This window comes from Paraburkholderia sp. EG304 (assembly GCF_046543485.1).
Lineage (GTDB): Bacteria > Pseudomonadota > Gammaproteobacteria > Burkholderiales > Burkholderiaceae > Paraburkholderia > Paraburkholderia youngii.
This window is the reverse complement of the sequence record NZ_JBKGUA010000034.1, coordinates 38,494-57,181: the sequence shown is the minus strand read 5'-3', so window position 1 is coordinate 57,181 and position 18,688 is coordinate 38,494. Positions and strand designations below refer to the sequence as shown.

Sequence of the window (18,688 nt, the reverse complement as noted above, 5' to 3'; positions counted from 1 at the left end):
GCCTCGCAGGCGCAGCCCGGCGCCCTACAGGCACGCGGGATGCGAAGGCACGAGCATCCGCGCGTGCCCGAAGCGATGCCCGGCGCGGACGTACAGCCGGAGCAGTAGCCGGTACGCGACACGCCGGACGTGCAAGCACCGGGCTCGGCGGCGCCGCGACGCGCCACCCCGGCCAGCACTGCACCCTTCCACGCAACCCATCAGGGGAACGAAATGACCGACTCCCGTTCGACCACGGGCGAGCGCCCGCTGAACCCGTTCATCGACGTGCAGAAAGCGCTGAAGGGCGCTTCCTATCCCGCCGACAAGGACAGCCTCATCGAAACCGCGAGAGCCAATGGCGCCGACGACGAGGTGCTGCAACGGCTCCAGGATCTGCCCGACCAGCAGTATCAGAGCCCCGCCGAAGTCTCGAAGGGCGTCGGCAATGAATAGCCCGCAAACTCCATCGCCGCCGCCGCCAGGTCAGGGCTCACCGGCGGCCCGGTCCCCGCGCGGAACGCGGCTTTCGGCCGCGCTCGCGGTGCCGGGCGTCGTCTTTTTCGTCATTGGGGTGCTGCTCGCGATCGGCGGTATCCGGCTCGCGATGCTCGGCGGCTCGTGGTACTACCTGCTCGCCGGCATCGCGATCGCGGCGACCGGCGTGCTGCTGTGGTTGCGCCGGCGTGCCGCGCTGTTCGTGTTCGCGATCGTGCTGTTCGCATCGACGATCTGGGCGGTGGTCGAGGCGCGTTTCGATTTCTGGCAATTGCTGCCGCGTCTTTGGGTGTGGGTCGTGCTCGCGATCTGGCTGCTGCTGCCACCGGTGAGCAAGCGGCTCGCGCTCGGGCCGCCCGCCGTGCCGCGCGAAGGCGTGCTGCCGCTCGCGGGGGCGGTCGTGCTCGCGGTGCTGCTCGGCGTCGTCACCGCGTTCAATCACCCGTACGATCACCCCGGCCAGCTCGAAGTGACGTCGGCCGCGCCTGCCGACGCGCCGCTTGCCGGCGACTCGAATCGCAAGCCGGCGGACTGGAGCGACTACGGCGGCTCGCCGCTCGGCCAGCGCTACTCGCCGCTTGCGCAGATCACACCGGAGAACGCGGGCAAGCTGAAGGAGGCATGGCGCATCGAGACCGGCGACAAAGCCGGTCCGGGCGACCCGACCGAAACCACCTACGAAGACACGCCGATCAAGGTCGACAACAAGGTGTACGTGTGCACGCCGCACAGCATCGTGATCGCGCTCGATCCCGCGACCGGCCACCAACTGTGGCGTTACGACCCGCACATCCAGAGCCCGGTCGGCAGCTTCAAGCACTGGGAGCATATGACTTGTCGCGGCGTGTCGTATCACGACGACGCGCTCTATCCGCCGCTGCCGGCCGCGGCCGAAGCCACGCGCAACAGCGCGGCCGCAGCCACCGCGAGTCCGGCGAGCGCCGCGGCGGCGGCGGGCCAGGGCACGGTGCCGACGCCGGTGCCGAACACGCCGCAAGACCGGACCGCAGCTGCGAGCGAGTGCCCGCGCCGCATCTTCCTGCCGACCGCGGATGCGCGCCTGATCGCGCTGAACGCCGACACGGGCGCGCTGTGCCCGCACTTCGGCAACAACGGCGCAGTGGACCTGCGCACGCACATCGGGCCGTTCACGCCCGGTGGCTACTACTCGACGTCGCCGCCGGCCGTCACGCGCGACCTCGTGATCATCAGCGGCCACGTGACCGACAACGAATCGACCAACGAGCCGTCCGGCGTCACGCGCGCGTTCGACGTGCACGATGGCCACCTGGTGTGGAACTGGGACGCGGGCAATCCGGACAAGACGCAGCCGATAGCATCAGGCCAGATCTACGTGCGCAACTCGCCGAACATGTGGTCGGTGTTCTCGGTCGACGAGAAGCTCGGCATGGTCTATCTGCCTCTCGGCAATCAGACGCCGGACCAGTGGGGCGGCCTGCGCACACCGGCGTCCGAGAAGGTCGCGGCGGGCATCGTCGCGCTCGATCTCGCGACCGGCCGGATGGTGTGGAACTACCAGTTCACGCACCACGACCTGTGGGACATGGACGTCGGCGGCCAGCCGTCGCTCGTCGATCTGCAAACCGCGAGCGGCGTGCAACCGGCGATCATCGCGTCGACCAAGCAGGGCAGCATCTACGTGCTGAACCGCCAGACCGGCAAGCCGATCATTCCGATCACCGAACGTCCGGTGCCGGGCGGCGCGGCGCCGGGTGACCACACGTCGCCGACGCAGCCCTATTCGGCGCTGAACTTCGCGCCGCCGATGGTGCACGAGCACGACATGTGGGGCACCAATCCGTTCGATCAGCTGTGGTGCCGCATCAAGTTCAAGTCGTTGCGCTACGACGGCATGTTCACACCGCCATCGGAGCAGGGCTCGCTCGTGTTCCCCGGCAATTTCGGCGTGTTCGACTGGGGCGGTGTGGCGGTCGATCCGGTGCGGCAGGTGCTGATCCTCAATCCGAGCTATATGGCGTTCACGTCGAAGCTGGTTCCGCGCGCACAGATCGGTTCGAACAGCGGCGAACAGAAGGGCAGCGAAACGAGTGGCATCAAGCTCGCGCTCGGCACGCCATTCGGCTTCGAACTGAACGCGTTCCTTTCGCCGCTCGGCATTCCGTGTCAATCGCCGCCCTGGGGCTACGTGGCCGCCGTCGATCTGCGCCAGGGGCATATCGTCTGGGAGCACAAGAACGGCACGATCCGCGATAGCGCGCCGCTGCCGATTCCGATGCCGCTCGGCGTGCCGAGCCTTGGCGGCATGATCACCACCGGTGGCGGCGTCGCGTTCCTGTCCGGCACGCTCGACTACTACCTGCGCGCCTATGACGTGCGCACCGGCGCACGGCTGTGGCAAGCGCGTCTGCCGGCCGGCGGCCAGGCCACGCCGATGACCTATGCCGACAGCAACGGCAAGCAGTATGTGCTGGTGGTCGCGGGCGGACATGGCTCGCTAGGCACGAAGCAGGGTGACTCCGTGGTCGCCTATACGTTGCCGTAGTCGCGCCGCGGTAATCACACTGCAGGCGCACACTGCAAGCGCGCGCCACGCTCAATGCGTGGCCGCGCGCAGCAAAAGCTTCAACACACCCGCCACCGTCGCGACCGCGACGACGCCGGCGAGCCACAGGCCGGCGAACCACGCAAGGCGGCGCCACATGTCAGTGGTACCCCTCGCCCGCGCGCATCTTGCCCTTGAACACCGAGTACGCATACACGGTATAGCCGAGAATCATAGGCACCGTGATCGCGGCGCCGACCAGCAGAAACAGCAGGCTCGCATGCGGCGCTGCCGCCGCGCGGTACGAAATCGACGGTGGCACGAGGTTCGGATAAAGACTGATCAGGAGCCCCGCGTAGCACAGCACGAAGATGCCGTACGCAAACAGCAGCGGCAACAGATGGCGGCGCGCAGACAGGCTGCGGAAAAATCCGAAGGCCAGCAGAACGACCAGCACCGGTACCCAGGCGGTGAACAGCAGGTCCGGCCAGCGGAACCAGCGCGCCGTCAGCGAGTTGGGCAGCATCGGCGTCCATAGCGTGACCACCACGATCAGCGCGAGCACGGTGACGGCCATCGTGCGCGCGTGTCGCCGGCAACGCTCGTGCAACGGACCTTCGGTGCGCCAGATCAGCCAGCACGAGCCGAGCAGCGTGTAACCGGCCATGACCGCGAGACCGCACAGGATCGTGAAGCCGGTCAGCCAGTCCCACCAGCCGCCCACATACGAGAACCCCTTGACCTCGATACCTTGCAGCAGGCCGCCGAGCACGAGCCCCTGGCACAGCGCCGCGAGCGCCGAGCCGCCGAAGAACGCGGCGTCCCACCATGCGCGGCCGCGACCTATCGCGCGAAAGCGGAATTCGAAAGCGACGCCGCGGAACACCAGCGCGAGCAGCATCGCGATGATCGGCGGATAGAGCGCCGGCAGAATCACCCCGTAGGCAAGCGGAAACACCGCGAACAAGCCGCCGCCGCCGAGCACGAGCCACGTCTCGTTGCCGTCCCACACCGGTGCGATCGAATTCACCATTACGTCGCGGTCGTCGCGCTGGTGCTCGACCGCGAACAGGATGCCGACGCCGAGATCGAAGCCATCGAGCAGCACGTATGCGAGCACCGCGAACGCGAGGATCGCGGCCCATACCAAAGCGAGATCAAACGTTCCTGTCGTCATCGGCGTGACTCCCCGGAGTTGATGGGCCAGACGGTGCCTGCGCGGGGCCCGGTGTGATGCCGGCGCTGCGATGCGGCTTGTCCTTTGCGGGGCCGGGCGTGTCGAGCGTGGGCGTCGCCGCCATCAGCCGGAACAGAAAGACCACGGCCGCGCCGAATACGATCGCGTACACCACGCCGAAGCTCGCGAGCGATACCGCGACGCCGGGCGCGGCGATCGGTGACACGCTGTCGGCGGTACGCAGCAGACCGTACACCGTGTAAGGCTGCCGGCCGACTTCGGTGACGGTCCAGCCGCACAGCAACGCGATCAGACCAGCCGGCCCCATCGCGACCATGATCCGATGCATCCAGCGCGCTTCGTACAGGGCCCTTCGGTAGCGCAACGCGAGACTGCCCAGTCCGAGCAGCGCCATCAGGACGCCGAGTCCGACCATCACGCGAAACGCCCAGAACACGACCGGCGAGAACGGCCGCTCGGACGGCGGGAACGATTTGAGGCCTGCGATCGAGCCGTCCCAGGTGTGCGTCAGAATCAGCGCGCCGAGATGCGGTATTTCGAGCGCATAGTCGGTCGTCTCCGTGCGCATGTTCGGGAACCCGAACAGAATCAACGGCTGACCGGGACGCGCGACCCAGTCGGCTTCGAGCGCGGCGATTTTCGCCGGCTGGTGCTTGAGTGTGTTGATACCGTGCTGGTCGCCGACCACCATCTGGATCGGCGCGACGATGCAGGCCATCCATAGCGCCATCGACACCATCAGGCGCGCGCAGACGTTGCGCGAATCGCCGAGCAGATGCCAGGCGCCGACCGCGCCGACGACGAACGCGACGCTCAGATACGCGGCCAGCACCATGTGTACGAGCCGGAACGGAAATGACGGATTGAAGATGATGCGCATCCAGTCGGCCGGAAAGAAGCGTCCTTCGACGATCGCATAGCCCTGCGGCGTCTGCATCCATGAATTGACGGCGAGAATCCAGAACGCGCTCATTAGCGTGCCGATCGCGACGAGCACGGTCGCGAGAAAGTGCAGACGCGGGCCGACGCGTTTCATGCCGAACAGCATCACGCCGAGAAAGCCCGACTCGAGAAAGAAAGCGGTCAACACTTCATAGCCCATCAGCGGCCCGACGATCGGACCCGCGCGAAACGCGAAGCCCGCCCAGTTGGTGCCGAACTGATACGACATCACGAGCCCCGACACGACGCCGATGCCGAACACGACCGCGAAGATCGTCAGCCAGTAGCGGTAGACGGCAAGATACACGGGCTTGTGGGTGACGAGCCACGCGCCTTCGAGCACGGCGAGGTAGCTCGCGAGACCGATCGACAGCGCCGGAAAGATGATGTGGAAAGCAATCGTGAAGCCGAATTGCATTCGCGCGAGGGTCACGGCATCGATGGGAATGGACATCAGGGTTCCTCGGGGCAGGCTGGCGGCGGCGCTCCGCCGCTTCGACACGACCCGCAGCAAGCCCCATACCGTTGGGCGCGGGTTCCGGGGTATAGCGCTTGCTGAGCGCACGCATGAATCGATCGAAGGAGTCGTGCACCATGCGATTTTTCGCGCTCGCAACCGACTACGACAACACGCTCGCCACCGACGGCCGGGTCGCCGATTCGACGTGGGCCGCACTCGAACGCCTGCGCGAGTCGGGCCGTCACGCGATCCTCGTCAGCGGACGCGAGCTCGACGACCTGCTCGCGATCTGCCCGCGCATCGAGCTGTTTTCGCGCGTGGTCGCGGAAAACGGCGGCGTGCTGTATTGCCCGGCCGATGGCACGCGCCGTCTGCTCGCACCCGCACCGCCGGAGAATTTCGTCGCGGAGTTACGGCGGCGCGCACCCAACGCTTTCAGCGTCAGCCAGACATTGGTCGCGACGATGAAGCCCCATGAGCATGTCGCGCTCGATGTGATTCGCGACCTCGGGCTCGAGTTGCGGATCATCTTCAACGGCGACGCGGTGATGATCGTGGCGCCGGGCGTGTCGAAGGCGAGCGGTCTGAGCGCGGCGCTCGCCGATCTCGAACTGTCGCCGCTGAACGTGGTCGGGATCGGCGACGCGGAAAACGACCATGCGCTGCTCGACGCGTGCGGCCTCGCGGCGGCCGTCGCGAACGCGTTGCCGGAGTTGAAGAAGCACGCCGATATCGTGACGGACGGCGTCGCGGGCGCGGGCGTCGCGGAACTGATCGACGCACTCGTCGCCGACGATTTGCGCAGCACCGCCGATGCGTCGCCGCGCAATCGCATCGCGCTCGGCCCGCGCTGTGATGCGCCGGACAGCGAGCCGCTGTCGTTGTCCGCGTACGGCAGCGTCGTGCTGCTCGTCGGTGACTCGGGCTGCGGCAAGTCGACCGCGACGGCGGGCCTGCTCGAACGGCTCGCGGACGCCGGCTGCCAGATGTGCATCGTCGATCCTGAAGGCGACTATGACAACGACGACGCGACCCTCGTGCTCGGCGATGCGAGCAATGCACCGTCGATCGAGGAGGCGATGCAGTTGCTGCGCCGTCCGGCGCGGCCGGCTATCGCGCTCAATCTGCTGCGGGTGCCGCCGTCGGATCGGCCGGTGTTCTGCGCGAATCTGCTGCTGCAGGTGCAGCGTCTGCGCACGCGCACCGGGCGGCCGCACTGGCTCGTGTTCGAAGAGGCGCATCACGTGTTTCCCGCGCAATGGGCCGGCGCGAACCAGGCGATTCCGGATGCGCTCGAAACGGCGCTCGCGGTCACCGTGTCGCCGGAGCAGTTATCGCCGGTGTTGCTGCAGCAGGTCGGCACCGTGCTCGCGATGGGCGACGGCGCGCATGCGGCCTTGCAGCGCTTTGCCGCGGCAAGTGGACGCGAGCCGCCAGCGTCGAGCGGTGATGGGGCGCAACTCGCCAGAGGCGACGCGCTGTTATGGCGCGTCAGCGCCGCCGCGCCGCCGCAACCCGTGCGGCTCGAGCCCGGTCGCAAGGAAAAGCGCCGGCATCGTCGCAAGTACGCGGAGGGGCTGCTGATTCCCGAGCGCAGCTTTTACTTTCGCGGCGAGCACAACGCGCTGAACCTGCGCGCGCACAACCTCGTGCTGTTCGTCGAGATTGCCGAGGGTGTCGATGCGGCGACATGGCAGTTTCATCGCCAGCGTGGCGACTATTCGCGCTGGTTCGAACAGCAGATCGGCGACGCGGACCTGGCCGACGAAGCGCGCGGCATCGAGCAGGACAGCGCACTCGATGCGGCGCAAAGCCTCGCGCGCATCCGCGCGGCGATCCACGCGCGCTATACCCAACCGGAGAATCCGTCGCTGCCCGCGGTGTTGACCGGCTCGCCGCAAAGTCGCGACGAGCCCGACCGGCGTCAATCCGACGCCGATCCGCAGCAGCGGCAGTGAGGCGGGGATTGCAACGCGCCCCGCGCGCATTGCCCGCCAGGCACGCGCTATGCGCATCTCCGGTCAAAGCGGGCCGATGCAACGGACCGAAGGAGCCGAACATGCGTGTGCAGGCGATAGAGATGGCCGACTTCCTCGTAAGCTGGACCGTCATCAGGGATTCTGAAGGTGCCTTTCAATGGATCGTGCTCGTGACCGAGCGCGGCGGCGGACATGGCACGGTCTTCGAGCGACGCGGCACGTGTGGCCACGTGTCGTGGGGCGACGCGCAGGACATCGCGGCCGAGAATGCGCGCCGCGTCGCCGCCACGCTCGTCGAGCCGGGCACGCTCGACAGGACGAAACAGCGGGGCGCGCGGACGCCGGCGGCGCCCGGCGCGAATCGTTGATGCCCGCTTGCGCCAGTCGTTCGCGCATCCGCTAGTCATATTGACGCTGCGTCCGTGCCGCGCGACGCGACCTCGGCAGGCTGCGCCGCAACGCGAGCAATAAGGTCGATCCCAGCAGCAGCGTGGCGATCGGAAACGTGCCCGCCGCATTCATCGCAATGTTCATCGGACGCTCTCCGAGCAACTGCATCCGGCGGCGCGTCATCGCGGCGCCGAGCGACTGCAGTTCGTTTTTCAGCACGCGCTCGGCGTCGGGCAGCAGGATGGTTTCCTCGTCGGCGACGTGATGGGCGACTTCGCGGATCAGTTGAAGAAACAGCCCGTCGTAGGCGGCATTTTCGGGGCCCATTGCGCGCAGCTTCGCGATCGTCGCGCGCATCTCGACGTGCTCGGAACGACTTTTCGTCAATGTCTCGTCGTTGCCCATCGCGCGGTCTAGCGCCGGGTAGAAAATTTCTTCCTCTAGTTGCGCGTGGATTTCAAGCGCATCGCATACGCCGTTGACGATCGCGCGCTTTCGCCACCATGGCGTGGACGCGTGGTATCGGTGCGAAGCGGCGAGCACGTGCATATGGTCGAGGCGGATCATCGACGTAATCGACGGCGACAACGATGAGGCGTCATTGGACATGGCGTTTCTCCACTGAAAGGGTGCTCGCGGATACCGCATGCGCCATTCCCGATGCCCGACAATCGGTCAATCGGATGCCGGCGCCTCGCTAGCGGAGTTCTTTGCTGTTCGAGAGGGCGCTCAACGCAGAGTCCGCGGCATCCGCCGCACGGGCGAACAGGTCGTCGACGATTCGGCGCGCCGCGCTATATCCGCCCATCAACGCATCGGCTTCGGTGTCGAACGGCCGTCCGCCGGCAATGTCGAAGCGCAGCGGCGAGAACGTGGCAACCGCGGCACCCGCCTGATAGATGTGAACCACCGCCGCATACCGCGTGCGTACCGCCGCGCGCCCGGCGGGGCGCAACGTGAAATCCGCCTCGACGGTCACCTCGATCGTGAACCCGTGGTATTCGTAGGTCCGCATCATCATCATGTCCTTCGTCGCGTAAGTGTGTGATCGCGCCGGTGCGCGACGATCATGCGCGACGGCCACGGCGCTCGCTGCGTGCTTCGAGGGTAGCGAGCCGCGCGAGCAGCAGGCGCGCTTGCGGTTGCAGCGCCGGCGGCAGTTCGGCATTGGCCTCGATGCGCGCGCGCCAGTAAGCGGGCGTCGCAACTACCGTGCCCTGCCAGTCGACGCGGTCGCGTTGAACGAGTTGTTCAAGGCGCTGCACCATCGTGCTGATGTGCTTCAGTTCGTTGGCAGCGTCGTTATAGTTGCGCGCGGCATGCACAGGTTCTCTCCGATTTGTTGTTAGTCGTTGTCGTGAGTCAGCGTTGCGACCATACCGCGTCGTTCGCTCCAGGGGCCTGTACCGCCTCAACGTTTTCGCATCAGGGTCTGAAGCAACGATTCGCCGTGGTTCGTCACGCGCGGTCGATGCGCGCCTGACGGTGTGCTTTCGAGCGCGACCAGTTGGCGCCCGAGCACCGCGTTGAATTCTTCGCGCTCTATATCGGTGCACTCCGGCGATGCCTTCACCAGCATCAACACCGCAAATTCATGAGGGCTCAGCATGATCCTTCCTGGAGCGGTCAATTTTTCACGGAACGGACGGTTTTGACGTTGTCGGCGGTAAGTCGTACCGGCCTGTCGACGTGTCGGAAAACGCCGGAAACAGCATACGCTGGCGTCCGTAAAAAAGTGCATCGGGGCGCGTGTCCGAAACGCTGACATTGTGGACAGCCGCGCCGCGAGGTGCGCCAACGCCTTTGCGCGAATTCGAATGAGCCCATTCGCGACCGACTCCGCGTGGCGTTATTCAATGTGAATGACGGTTGAAGAAGGTGGGAAATGCCTGACGTCCGACGAGTCTGCCCTCGCGCCGTCGATGCGCGGGAGTGGCAAAACTCCGCGAGGCGCGATCCCAACCGCGACGCGGCGCTGCGCGCATCGACGAAACACGCGGCAGCGCCTTCCAGCGATCAGCCGACCTCATTGGTTGCGCGGGACTTCGCTGCCTATTTCGGCACCGGTCGTCGGATCGCTCGACGGGTCGGATCGCAGACGCGTGGCCATCGCGGTGACCGCGGTTTCCTGTTGCGCTTCGAGGCCCACCGACGCACTGCCGTCGCCGCCATCCACCGCGGGTTCACCCGTCTGTATCGTGAGACCGGTGCCGCTGTTCCACGGTGTGTTGATCACCGCTCCGTCGTGCGACATCTTGTAGTAGACGCTCGCGAATTCCTGTCTCGGCGGCAGCTTGCCCGGCGGGAAACTCGGCGTGATCGCATACAGCGCCTTCTCGAACGACTTCTGATGCGCGACTTCGCGGGTCATCAGAAAGCCGAGCGCCTCGCGCACGCCGGCATCGTCGGTGACGTTGATCAGCCGTTCATAGATGATCTTCGCGCGCGCTTCGGCCGCGATGTTCGAGCGCAGGTCCGCGGTCGGCTCGCCGATCGTGTCGATGTACGCGGCACTCCACGGGACGCCGCCGGAGTTCGTCAGCGGCGGTCCGCCGCCGTATAGCACCTGGGTCAGGTGACTGTCGTTGCCCGCGCCGTTGAGCTTGCGATAAAGCTCGGCTTGCTGCTCGACCGCTTCGGCGAGTTCCCCTTTCGCGCCGCGATTCAACATCGCGACGATCGAGCCGATGATCTCGAGATGGCTCAGCTCTTCGGTGGCGATATCGAACAGCATGTCCTTGCGCCCGGGGTCTTCTTCCGCAACGGCCTGGGTGAAGTAGCGCATCGCGGCGGCCAGTTCGCCTTGCGGACCGCCGAACTGCTCCAGCATCAGATTCGCGAGCCCGGGATTGGTCGTGCCGACGCGAACCGTGTATTGCAGCCGTTTGTTGTGCATGAACATCGTGACCTCCATTGGAGTTGGTACTTGGGTCTTCCATCCGCCGTGCCACGCATGCGGAGCGCCGTTCGTCGCGAGCGGCGCGTGGATCGCCTCGCATGCCGCATTCCTGGCCGGCTCGCAGCGCGTCGTTGGCCGGCCCGCGATGGCGTGCGCGGTGGCCGATGGCGCCTATCTCATGCCGCGCGCTATCGTCATCGGCATGTCCGTGGCCTTCGGCATATGGACAGCCGGCATCGGTTGGAGCAGCATGGTCGCCTGGATGGGCTTGAAGCAGCGGGCGAATGCCCCTGGAACTTGCATGTGAGCGAGGCACTCGACTCAAATACCCGCGCTGCGGCATCGACACTTTTTCGAGCTGCGCGCACGAGCGAGGTAACCAGTCGTCCTACTGCAGGAGGAAAGAAATGCTGACGCAGAAAACCAGGGACATCGTAAAAGCGACGGCCCCGGTTCTGGCCGCGCACGGCTATACGATCATTCAACGTTTCTATAGACGGCTCTTCGAAGCGCATCCCGAACTGAAAAACGTTTTCAACATGGCGCATCAGGAGCAGGGGCAGCAGCAGGAAGCGCTTGCGCGCGCGGTGTACGCGTATGCCGAGAACATCGAGGACCCCAGCAGTCTCGCCGCGGTGCTGCGCAATATCGCCAACAAGCACGCGAGCCTCGACGTGAAAGCGCAGCACTATCCGATCGTCGGCGAACATCTGCTCGGCGCGATCAAGGACGTGCTCGGCGACGCCGCGACCGACGACATCATCTCCGCGTGGGCGCAGGCATACGGCAATCTCGCGGACGTGCTGATGGGCATGGAGTCCGAATTGCGCGAAACCCGCGCGGCGCAGCTAGGCGGCTGGACCGGATGGCGCACCTTCGTCGTCAAGGAGAAGCGGCCCGAGAGCAGCGTGATCACGTCGTTCATCCTCGAACCGAAGGATGGACAGCCGGTCGCCAACTTCGCCGGGACAGTACATCGGTATCGCGGTCGACGTGCCCGCGCTCGGCCTGCAGCAGATCCGGCAATACAGCCTGTCCGACGTGCCGAACGGCCATAGCTATCGGATCTCGGTCAAGCGCGAGAACGGCGAGGCCGGGCGGCCGGCCGGCTATGTGTCGTCGCTGCTGCACGATCACGTGAACGTCGGCGACGAGGTGAAGCTGGCGGCGCCGTACGGTACGTTCTACATCGATGTCCATGCGAAGACGCCGATCGTACTGATCAGCGGCGGCGTCGGTCTGACGCCGATGGTCAGCATGTTGAAGCGCGCGATTCAGGACCCGCAGCGGCGCGTGGTGTTCATTCATGGTGCACGCAACGGCGCGGTGCACGCGATGCGCGACCGTCTGCAGCAGACCGCCGCCACCCAGCCGAACTTCCGCGCGATCGTGTTCTACGACGCGCCGCTCGATACCGACGTGCAGGGCCGCGACTACGACAACGCCGGTTTCATCGACCTGAGCAAGCTGCGAGACGAGATCCTGTTGCCCGACGCCGACTACTACATCTGCGGTCCGGTTCCTTTCATGCGGCTGCAGCACGACGCATTGAAAAACCTGGACATTCACGAGTCGAAAATTCACTACGAGGTGTTCGGGCCGGATCTGTTCGCTGAATGACGCATACCGAAAGTGCCGCGCGACGGCTGCCACGGAAACGACCAGCAGGAATGCAGTCACCGAGACGGGGAGTGCGGCATGAAAGTGCACCATCTGAACTGCATTTCGACCTGCCCGTTGTGCGGCATGCTGTTCAACGGGCAACCCGAATCGTTGATCCGCCGCGGGCATCTGGCCTGCCATTGTCTGCTCGTCGAAAGTCCGGCGGGGCTCGTGCTCGTCGATACCGGTTTCGGTCTGCGCGATGTCGCCGATCCGTATTCGCGCCTCGGCAAATTCTTTCTGAGGCTGCTGAAGCCCGAGTTCCGGAATGAAATGACGGCGATCAGGCAGATCGAGCGGCTCGGCTTCGACCCGGCCGACGTGCGGCACATCGTGATGACGCACCTCGATTTCGACCACGCAGGCGGTCTCGACGACTTTCCGCACGCAACGGTGCACATGCTCGCGAGCGAGCGTCAGTACGCGGCACAGCAAAAGACCTGGCTCGACCGGCAGCGCTTCAGGCCGCAGCAGTGGTCGTATCAGAACATGTGGCGCGTGCATTCGCCGCAGTACACGGAGCGCTGGGAAGGCTTCGCGAAGGTGCATCCGATCGAGGAGCTCGCGAGCGAGATCGCACTCGTGCCGTTGCGAGGCCATACCTATGGTCACGCGGGCGTCGCGGTGAACGGCGACGGCGGCTGGTTGCTGCTCGCGGGCGACGCCTATTTCGACAACGCCGAGCTCGACCCGGTGCGTCCGCATTGCGCGCCCGGCTTACGCTTCTATCAGTGGATGCTCGAAAAGGACCGCGCGGCACGGCTGTACAACCAGCGCCGACTGCGCGATCTGGCGAAGCGTGCGAGTCCCGGATTGAGGATTTTTTGCAGCCACGACGTCGACGAATTCGAACGGCTCGCGGGCCGGTCGGTGGCGGTGCCGGCGGAGCAGATGGCGTGACGATAGTGCGAGACGCGTTTCGCGGAGACAACTGTCCGCGGCGCAGGGCTTACGGACAGCCTGCGGGTCGGACGTGTTTCCTATACTGGATTTGTCCTCCGCTTGGACTCGTGGGGACAGCGTTCTCAAATGCGCTTGCAGCGACCATGCCGGTCAAAGGCTGGTCGCTTTTTTTGCGCGCGCAGTCTTCATCGATCGGGTCGTCGCAGCAGCGCGGCCGCGAGCAGGCCGGCGCCGAGCACCAGGTAGACGTTGCCGAGCGAGCGACGCGACAGGTGCGCCTCGAATCCAGGCGTGAGCCGGTTGGGCACCACCTTGTAGTCGACCACATACGCGCTTGCCACGGTGGCGGCGGCGGCTAGCGCGGCGGCGCCCGGCCGTCGTGACGGCACAGGGCCGGCCATCCGGTCAACGAGTTGCTCGAACAGCATTGCCCAGAAGATGGCGGCCGCCTGATGGATCGCGAAGCCGGTCACCGTATGGCGGATGCTGAAGCCGCGTTCGCGCAGCGCGCGTTGCGGCCACATGCAGTGGGTGACCGCATTGATCGGTGCGAGCGGGCTGCCCGATGCGTCAGTGGATGCCGCCGAGGCCGTCGCCGCCGACAGACAGCCGGACAGCAGCCCCGATGGGACGGCCCGGCGTAGCGTCGCGCCGATGGCCTGATACCACGGCGAACCGATCTTGTACTCGCGCGTTTTCATGGCAGCGCTCCGGTGCGGGCGCGCAAACGCACGCCCGATGATCGCGGACAGAGGTATGTGCGAGGAGCAGCATGGCGCGTTCCGCACGGACGGGACGACGCATCGGCCGGAGCCGAGTGCGCCGGTTCCCCTCGCACGGTCAGTGCCCTAGCTGCAAGTGAAACTGCTTGCCGAGTTCACGTCGCCGCTGGTGTATCGGGCCACCTTCGGATACGCGCAGAGCGGACGCGTGCGCCCGGCACCCCAGCTAGCTGGCACTTCGGCATTCGGAATCGCGTTGCTGGTGTCGCGAGCCGTCGCGATGACCCGGTTCGGGGCTTGCCCTTGCTCGACCCATGCCACCATGGGCGTCAGCATGTCGAACTGATCGGCCGTCGGACCGCCGCTGCAGTGGTTCATCCCTGCTACCGTAAAGAGCCGCGCGAAATTGCTTGCGTCTCCGCCACTAGCCGTCGAGAGGCGCTGATACCAGTCGGTCGTATCGTTCGACGAGAACACCGGATCGCTCGTTCCATGATAGACGATCAATTTCGCGCCCCGGCTACGCAGACCGCTCAGATCGGTCTCGTTCGGCGGGGTCATGAATGACCACGAAGACTCGGAATAGACGCCGCTCGTGGCGAAGATCTTCGGCGCATCACTGTCCATGCTGAAGTTCAGACCGTAGGTGCCCATCGAACCCAGGACCGAAGCGCTTTGCGGCGGCGAGGTAAATACGAAGGCTGCCGCGGCCGGATCGAGGCTGATGGAATTGCCTTGCTTCCACGCGGCCCAGCCTGATCCGTTGATACCTACGTCGTACGGAAAGCTCGCATAGAGCGCCGTCCCGGCGCTGTTTTTCGCCCCAGAGAAAATATTTCCAACGGCCTGCTTTTGAGCCGCCGTAAGACAGGTGCCGTCGCGCGCATTGCCCGAACACGTCGGTACGTCAGTGGCCAGATTGAAGTTTGCCTGGCACGCTTTGATGTCCTGGACCATTCCGTCCGCCACGCCATCGAGCGCATCACACTTCGCGATGATCTTCGATGCGATCAGTTGCCTTTCAGTGGTCGTCAAGCCGGTGGTGATATCGGCAATGCCCGACGAGGTCGTCGCGGTCGCGACGGTAGCGAGCTGTTGCGCGCTCCACAACTCTCCGATCGCCGCCTTGGGTAAATGAAAGCCGGGGTCACCGGCAATGATGCCGTCGTAATCCGCGAAAGACCTGGCTGCGGCCACCATCGCATGTCGGCCGCCGTTCGAGCAGCCTTCGAAGTAGCTGCGGTCGGGGCCCTTGCCATAGGCCAACCTGATCACCTGCTTGGCCATCGGCGTGAGCGTAGCGACGGCGTTATAGCCATAGTCGAGACGCGCCTGCGGATCGAGACCGAACAACGGGTTTTGCGACCCGGAATGACCTGCATCCGAACTGATCACGGCGAAACCCATGTTCAGCGCGTTGTTCAGCGGGCCCCCGCCACTGAGCACCCCCGTCGCCGGCGTCACATTGCCGTCGAGACCACCGTTGGCCTGATAGAAAAAGCGGCCATTCCACGCGATTGGCAGCCGCATTTCAAAACCGATCGCATAAGTCTGGCCGTCAACGGCGCTCGTGCGTTGATTCATTTTCCCTTCGATCACGCAATGTTCGGGGACGGACTTTCCCGCCACCGTGAGCGTTCCGGCCGGCACGTCGGTGACGGAGGTGAAGGTCGCGTTGGCAAACGTCAACCTGGCGGCGAGCGCGGCGCAGTCTCCCGACAGCGTCGCGGGTTGTGCGGCGGAGAGCCGAGGCAATTGCGTCGCACTGGTGGATAGAGAGTCGGAACCGCCGCCGCAAGCCGTCAGCATCGCGGACACGGCCGATACGCACACAGCAATTGAAGTTCGTTTCATTTTCGACCCGTATCAGAACATGTGTTTGATGCCGACCATCACGCCCGTTTGACCCATGCCCGCGCCCGGCGTGGTCCCGCTACCGCCGCCACTGACCGAATAGCGCGCCTTCGCACTATTCGCCAGATACGCAGCCTGCGCGTAGACCGACGAACGCTTGCTCAGCAGATAGGTGGTGCGTAACGTTCCCATCGTTGCGCGAGTATCTTGGTCGCTATTGATGATGCGAAACACTTCGCCATCGAGCAGGAATGCAGGCGTGACCATGTACGAAGCGCCGAGGAAGAACAGGTCCGAACGGATATTGGGTACGGCCGGCGACTGGGTCACTACGCGGCGTCCAATCCAGCCTGCGCCGATCTTCGCGCCTGCGTACTGCGCATAGGCGCTCAGTTGCGTCCGGGCGTCCTTGTCCGCGGCGTTGATCAGAGGTATTGGCGCAACACCGTCGAAGAAGTTGGCGGCTGCGGTCGCGCCGCCGCGTTGCTCCTCGTACGACGCGGCAGCGCCGAAATATTGCGAGTCGTACTTGAGCATTGCGGACCAGTCGCGGCATTCCGTGGCATGGCCCGGAACGGAGCCGGTACAGGTTCCTTGTCCCGGCGAGTTGCCGGTACCCGCCGCGTCCCGTCCGAATGAATAACCCACGCCCAACGTAAAGCCTTTGTACGAGCCGAGATAGGTGATCGAGTTGTCGGTGCGCGCGTTGGGCACATAGGCATCCAGCGAGCCCATGCCGTAAATGTCCGGACCGATGATGTCGGCGCCCTGAATCGCGAGATAGGTCATCGTGTACTGACGGCCGAACGCGAGCGTCCCATACGGGCTCTTCACGCCGATGAACGCCTGGCGTCCAAACAGACGGCCGCCCTGTCCAGAACTGCCATCGCGCATGTTGAAGCCGCTTTCGAGTGTGAAGACAGCGCTGTAGCCGCCGCCTAGATCTTCGTTGCCACGCAGCCCCCAGCGCGACGGGAACTCTCCGGTAACGGACGGCATGCGAACGACACTGTCGCCGTTCGCGTTGGCGTGCGAGACATACTCGATCCCTGTGTCAACGATGCCGTACAACGTGACGCTCGATTGCGCCAGGGCTCCTGCGCTCATCGCGCAGAGCGCACCGAACATGAGGACGTGAGTCGACTTCAATTGCATGGTGATATCTCCGGACCTGTTGTTTGTTTTTTGTGTTGAACTGCGGTTGTGGATCTTGGGTACGACTCAGTCTTTCGCTCGGGCCGGCGCAGCGGCATGAACGCGGCAACCCAATATCAGGTAGGCTGATACTATGGTTAAAATTAAGCGCGTCCTGAAAGACGCGCCCTTCCGTCCGTCGTGATAGTTCCGTATTTGATATCAGGCACCCTGACAACGCAAGCGCGAAGTATTCGGTAGATTCCCCAGGGTTCGGAGGCGCGGAATTGGCTGCTAGCGAAAAAGTGAACCGCCCGGTCGCGTCCGCCTTCGCTGTCATCGCCGCTGGCGTTACAGCTGCGGGGAGCGATTGCCCGCGTTGCCGGGTCCGCGACCGCCTACCAGCATCGCGACGCAAGTTTCGACTGCTTTCCCGTCGCCATCTGGGACGAAGCAGCCGAAGACGCGGTGTACGTCGGGCGTCATCGCAACATTCCAGCGACCCGATTCCCCTGCACAGCCCTGTGTCCGAGTAAGCTTTAGTCCGTTGATAGCGGGTTTGCGATGCGTTCGCGCCCTGTCTTCCATCTCATAGACTTGGAGCGGGAATGCAGGATGCGGCAGGCACGCAGCGCCAGGATGGAAGTGAGGCGCAAGCTTGCGGGGAATTTCGGCACTGACAGGGCTATTTTTGCGGCCGTTTCGTGGACGCTGGAGTTATAAAAACAACACACGAATCGGCTTGGGCCCGGGTAGGGGGCAAACAGGATGTTGCCATGAGTAATTTGACTAAAAGCGTCGCACGACTCGTCGTATCCGCTATTGCCGGGTTCTCGATGTACAGCGGCGCCGCCAGCGCGGCTTGCCCGGCATACGTGGAACTGTCTTCCGGCACCGTCTTCGATCTGGCGAAGCTGATTGCGGACAATGGGTCACCGTCGGCAGCGCTGGAAAAAGCTCGCGCCGATCTTGCGCAAGTGAACCGCGCCGGTGAGTGTTCGACGATCGAGCACACCCGTTATCACGCAGAGTGCGTGGAAATCGTCGAAGCGACCCAGAGAGCAGTAGCTGCTTTGGAACGTTGTTCACGGTAATTCGCCTCGACGCGTGATCCGCTCCGGCACCGGCATTCGACTACGCCAGGGTCGCGCGCATTACGCTTCTCTGGTGTCAAAGATCAGAAGATCTACACCTGCCTGCGCGAAGTTGCCGAGATCTGCCGCAGTCGCCTGTCCTGCGGGCGAGTCAAAGGCCGACTTGATAGCGTCGACCGAGTCGAAACGAAGCATGGCGACGAGATGGTAAGGCGAGTCGCCTTGCGCCAACACCACCGGCCCCGCACTGATCTCGTAACTTTTCAGGCCCGGCAAAGTCTTCGCCAGTGGCGCGTGGGTCGACGCGTAATAGTCATCGAACGCCTTGGTATCGATTGGTTTCTTGTAAAGCGCGACGAGCTGGGCCATGGTTCCGTCTCCTGTAAGTGGACCTTGAAAGGGTGGTTTGCTCCTCCAGCTGGGCGCAGATGCGTCACACCGCATGCGGTC

19 protein-coding genes and 1 pseudogene are annotated in these 18,688 nt (G+C 64.7%); 8 read left to right on the top strand and 12 right to left on the bottom strand.

What is annotated here, in order from left to right; translation table 11 throughout:
* The first annotated feature begins 213 nt into the window (after positions 1–213).
* On the top strand, positions 214–435 hold the full coding sequence (locus ACLFKU_RS30370) for a DUF2795 domain-containing protein (RefSeq protein WP_410851566.1): 222 nt from the start codon (positions 214–216) through the stop codon (positions 433–435).
* Entirely contained in the window at positions 428–3,001 is a 2,574-nt protein-coding gene (locus tag ACLFKU_RS30365) for a glucose/quinate/shikimate family membrane-bound PQQ-dependent dehydrogenase (protein WP_410851565.1), read from the top strand. Before ACLFKU_RS30370 ends, ACLFKU_RS30365 begins: the two co-directional genes overlap by 8 nt.
* Positions 3,002–3,052: 51 nt before the next feature.
* Here the strand turns inward: ACLFKU_RS30365 and ACLFKU_RS30360 are convergent, their stop codons facing one another.
* Genes ACLFKU_RS30360 through ACLFKU_RS30350 form a run of 3 tightly spaced genes read right to left on the bottom strand, consistent with a single transcriptional unit; the run spans position 3,053 to position 5,595 of the window.
* Entirely contained in the window at positions 3,053–3,160 is a 108-nt protein-coding gene (locus tag ACLFKU_RS30360; RefSeq protein ID WP_176122794.1) for a DUF2474 family protein, read from the bottom strand.
* Between the two features lies 1 nt (position 3,161).
* Entirely contained in the window at positions 3,162–4,178 is a 1,017-nt protein-coding gene (gene cydB / locus ACLFKU_RS30355) for a cytochrome d ubiquinol oxidase subunit II (protein WP_410851564.1), read from the bottom strand.
* On the bottom strand, positions 4,159–5,595 hold the full coding sequence (locus tag ACLFKU_RS30350; protein WP_410851563.1) for a cytochrome ubiquinol oxidase subunit I: 1,437 nt from the start codon (positions 5,593–5,595) through the stop codon (positions 4,159–4,161). Before ACLFKU_RS30350 ends, cydB begins: the two co-directional genes overlap by 20 nt.
* Positions 5,596–5,735: 140 nt before the next feature.
* Between ACLFKU_RS30350 and ACLFKU_RS30345 the strand changes: the two genes are divergently transcribed.
* Positions 5,736–7,559, top strand: coding sequence for an HAD hydrolase family protein (locus ACLFKU_RS30345; protein ID WP_410851562.1), 1,824 nt, complete (start codon positions 5,736–5,738; stop codon positions 7,557–7,559).
* Positions 7,560–7,660: 101 nt separating this feature from the next.
* On the top strand, positions 7,661–7,948 hold the full coding sequence (locus ACLFKU_RS30340; protein ID WP_368585760.1) for a hypothetical protein: 288 nt from the start codon (positions 7,661–7,663) through the stop codon (positions 7,946–7,948).
* Between the two features lie 31 nt (positions 7,949–7,979).
* Here ACLFKU_RS30340 and ACLFKU_RS30335 read toward each other — a convergent pair whose 3' ends face one another.
* The 5 genes from ACLFKU_RS30335 to ACLFKU_RS30315 all read right to left on the bottom strand — a co-directional run bounded on the left by ACLFKU_RS30335 (position 7,980) and on the right by ACLFKU_RS30315 (position 10,872).
* Positions 7,980–8,579 carry a hemerythrin domain-containing protein gene (locus ACLFKU_RS30335; protein ID WP_410851561.1) on the bottom strand — a complete coding sequence of 200 codons (600 nt, stop codon included), beginning with the start codon at positions 8,577–8,579 and terminating at the stop codon, positions 7,980–7,982.
* Between the two features lie 88 nt (positions 8,580–8,667).
* Positions 8,668–8,988 carry a hypothetical protein gene (locus tag ACLFKU_RS30330; protein WP_410851560.1) on the bottom strand — a complete coding sequence of 107 codons (321 nt, stop codon included), beginning with the start codon at positions 8,986–8,988 and terminating at the stop codon, positions 8,668–8,670.
* A 49-nt stretch (positions 8,989–9,037) separates the two neighbouring features.
* The gene (locus ACLFKU_RS30325) at positions 9,038–9,295 is read right to left on the bottom strand and encodes a hypothetical protein (protein WP_410851559.1); all 258 of its coding nucleotides are present in this window, start codon (positions 9,293–9,295) and stop codon (positions 9,038–9,040) included.
* Between the two features lie 86 nt (positions 9,296–9,381).
* The gene (locus ACLFKU_RS30320) at positions 9,382–9,711 is read right to left on the bottom strand and encodes a hypothetical protein (RefSeq protein WP_410851558.1); all 330 of its coding nucleotides are present in this window, start codon (positions 9,709–9,711) and stop codon (positions 9,382–9,384) included.
* A 285-nt stretch (positions 9,712–9,996) separates the two neighbouring features.
* Positions 9,997–10,872: a manganese catalase family protein gene (locus ACLFKU_RS30315; protein ID WP_410851557.1), complete on the bottom strand. Its 876-nt coding sequence runs from the start codon at positions 10,870–10,872 to the stop codon at positions 9,997–9,999.
* Here ACLFKU_RS30315 and ACLFKU_RS30310 point away from each other — a divergent pair.
* From ACLFKU_RS30310 to ACLFKU_RS30300, 3 genes and pseudogenes are all read left to right on the top strand, one after another.
* The gene (locus tag ACLFKU_RS30310) at positions 10,865–11,176 is read left to right on the top strand and encodes a hypothetical protein (protein ID WP_410851556.1); all 312 of its coding nucleotides are present in this window, start codon (positions 10,865–10,867) and stop codon (positions 11,174–11,176) included. The two genes, ACLFKU_RS30315 and ACLFKU_RS30310, sit on opposite strands and share 8 nt — an antisense overlap.
* A gap of 100 nt (positions 11,177–11,276) precedes the next feature.
* Positions 11,277–12,489 (top strand): annotated as a pseudogene (hmpA, locus tag ACLFKU_RS30305) (NO-inducible flavohemoprotein).
* A gap of 78 nt (positions 12,490–12,567) precedes the next feature.
* Entirely contained in the window at positions 12,568–13,431 is an 864-nt protein-coding gene (locus tag ACLFKU_RS30300) for an MBL fold metallo-hydrolase (protein WP_410851555.1), read from the top strand.
* Between the two features lie 188 nt (positions 13,432–13,619).
* On the opposite strand, the gene ACLFKU_RS30295 is transcribed toward ACLFKU_RS30300, so the two are convergent.
* The 3 genes from ACLFKU_RS30295 to ACLFKU_RS30285 all read right to left on the bottom strand — a co-directional run bounded on the left by ACLFKU_RS30295 (position 13,620) and on the right by ACLFKU_RS30285 (position 17,165).
* Positions 13,620–14,135 (bottom strand): hypothetical protein, encoded by a 516-nt coding sequence (locus ACLFKU_RS30295; RefSeq protein ID WP_368585753.1) that lies wholly within the window; start codon positions 14,133–14,135, stop codon positions 13,620–13,622.
* 147 nt (positions 14,136–14,282) lie between these two features.
* The gene (locus ACLFKU_RS30290; RefSeq protein ID WP_410851554.1) at positions 14,283–16,010 is read right to left on the bottom strand and encodes a tannase/feruloyl esterase family alpha/beta hydrolase; all 1,728 of its coding nucleotides are present in this window, start codon (positions 16,008–16,010) and stop codon (positions 14,283–14,285) included.
* Between the two features lie 12 nt (positions 16,011–16,022).
* Positions 16,023–17,165, bottom strand: coding sequence for a porin (locus tag ACLFKU_RS30285; RefSeq protein WP_410851553.1), 1,143 nt, complete (start codon positions 17,163–17,165; stop codon positions 16,023–16,025).
* A gap of 755 nt (positions 17,166–17,920) precedes the next feature.
* Here ACLFKU_RS30285 and ACLFKU_RS30280 point away from each other — a divergent pair.
* A complete protein-coding gene (locus ACLFKU_RS30280; protein ID WP_368585750.1) occupies positions 17,921–18,238 on the top strand; it encodes a hypothetical protein in 318 nt (105 codons plus the stop codon).
* 60 nt (positions 18,239–18,298) lie between these two features.
* Here the strand turns inward: ACLFKU_RS30280 and ACLFKU_RS30275 are convergent, their stop codons facing one another.
* Positions 18,299–18,607 (bottom strand): EthD family reductase, encoded by a 309-nt coding sequence (locus ACLFKU_RS30275; protein WP_368585749.1) that lies wholly within the window; start codon positions 18,605–18,607, stop codon positions 18,299–18,301.
* Positions 18,608–18,688: the final 81 nt, after the last annotated feature.

Excerpts from the sequence above, each read along its gene's own strand:
- ACLFKU_RS30370 (WP_410851566.1), top strand. The coding sequence starts at position 214 with ATGACCGACTCCCGTTCGACCACGGGCGAGCGCCCGCTGAACCCGTTC.
- ACLFKU_RS30365 (WP_410851565.1), top strand. The coding sequence starts at position 428 with ATGAATAGCCCGCAAACTCCATCGCCGCCGCCGCCAGGTCAGGGCTCA.
- ACLFKU_RS30360 (WP_176122794.1), bottom strand. The coding sequence starts at position 3,160 with ATGTGGCGCCGCCTTGCGTGGTTCGCCGGCCTGTGGCTCGCCGGCGTC.
- cydB (WP_410851564.1), bottom strand. The coding sequence starts at position 4,178 with ATGACGACAGGAACGTTTGATCTCGCTTTGGTATGGGCCGCGATCCTC.
- ACLFKU_RS30350 (WP_410851563.1), bottom strand. The coding sequence starts at position 5,595 with ATGTCCATTCCCATCGATGCCGTGACCCTCGCGCGAATGCAATTCGGC.
- ACLFKU_RS30345 (WP_410851562.1), top strand. The coding sequence starts at position 5,736 with ATGCGATTTTTCGCGCTCGCAACCGACTACGACAACACGCTCGCCACC.
- ACLFKU_RS30340 (WP_368585760.1), top strand. The coding sequence starts at position 7,661 with ATGCGTGTGCAGGCGATAGAGATGGCCGACTTCCTCGTAAGCTGGACC.
- ACLFKU_RS30335 (WP_410851561.1), bottom strand. The coding sequence starts at position 8,579 with ATGTCCAATGACGCCTCATCGTTGTCGCCGTCGATTACGTCGATGATC.
- ACLFKU_RS30330 (WP_410851560.1), bottom strand. The coding sequence starts at position 8,988 with ATGATGCGGACCTACGAATACCACGGGTTCACGATCGAGGTGACCGTC.
- ACLFKU_RS30320 (WP_410851558.1), bottom strand. The coding sequence starts at position 9,711 with ATGCACTTTTTTACGGACGCCAGCGTATGCTGTTTCCGGCGTTTTCCG.
- ACLFKU_RS30310 (WP_410851556.1), top strand. The coding sequence starts at position 10,865 with ATGAACATCGTGACCTCCATTGGAGTTGGTACTTGGGTCTTCCATCCG.
- ACLFKU_RS30315 (WP_410851557.1), bottom strand. The coding sequence starts at position 10,872 with ATGTTCATGCACAACAAACGGCTGCAATACACGGTTCGCGTCGGCACG.
- ACLFKU_RS30300 (WP_410851555.1), top strand. The coding sequence starts at position 12,568 with ATGAAAGTGCACCATCTGAACTGCATTTCGACCTGCCCGTTGTGCGGC.
- ACLFKU_RS30295 (WP_368585753.1), bottom strand. The coding sequence starts at position 14,135 with ATGAAAACGCGCGAGTACAAGATCGGTTCGCCGTGGTATCAGGCCATC.
- ACLFKU_RS30290 (WP_410851554.1), bottom strand. The coding sequence starts at position 16,010 with ATGAAACGAACTTCAATTGCTGTGTGCGTATCGGCCGTGTCCGCGATG.
- ACLFKU_RS30285 (WP_410851553.1), bottom strand. The coding sequence starts at position 17,165 with ATGCAATTGAAGTCGACTCACGTCCTCATGTTCGGTGCGCTCTGCGCG.
- ACLFKU_RS30280 (WP_368585750.1), top strand. The coding sequence starts at position 17,921 with ATGAGTAATTTGACTAAAAGCGTCGCACGACTCGTCGTATCCGCTATT.
- ACLFKU_RS30275 (WP_368585749.1), bottom strand. The coding sequence starts at position 18,607 with ATGGCCCAGCTCGTCGCGCTTTACAAGAAACCAATCGATACCAAGGCG.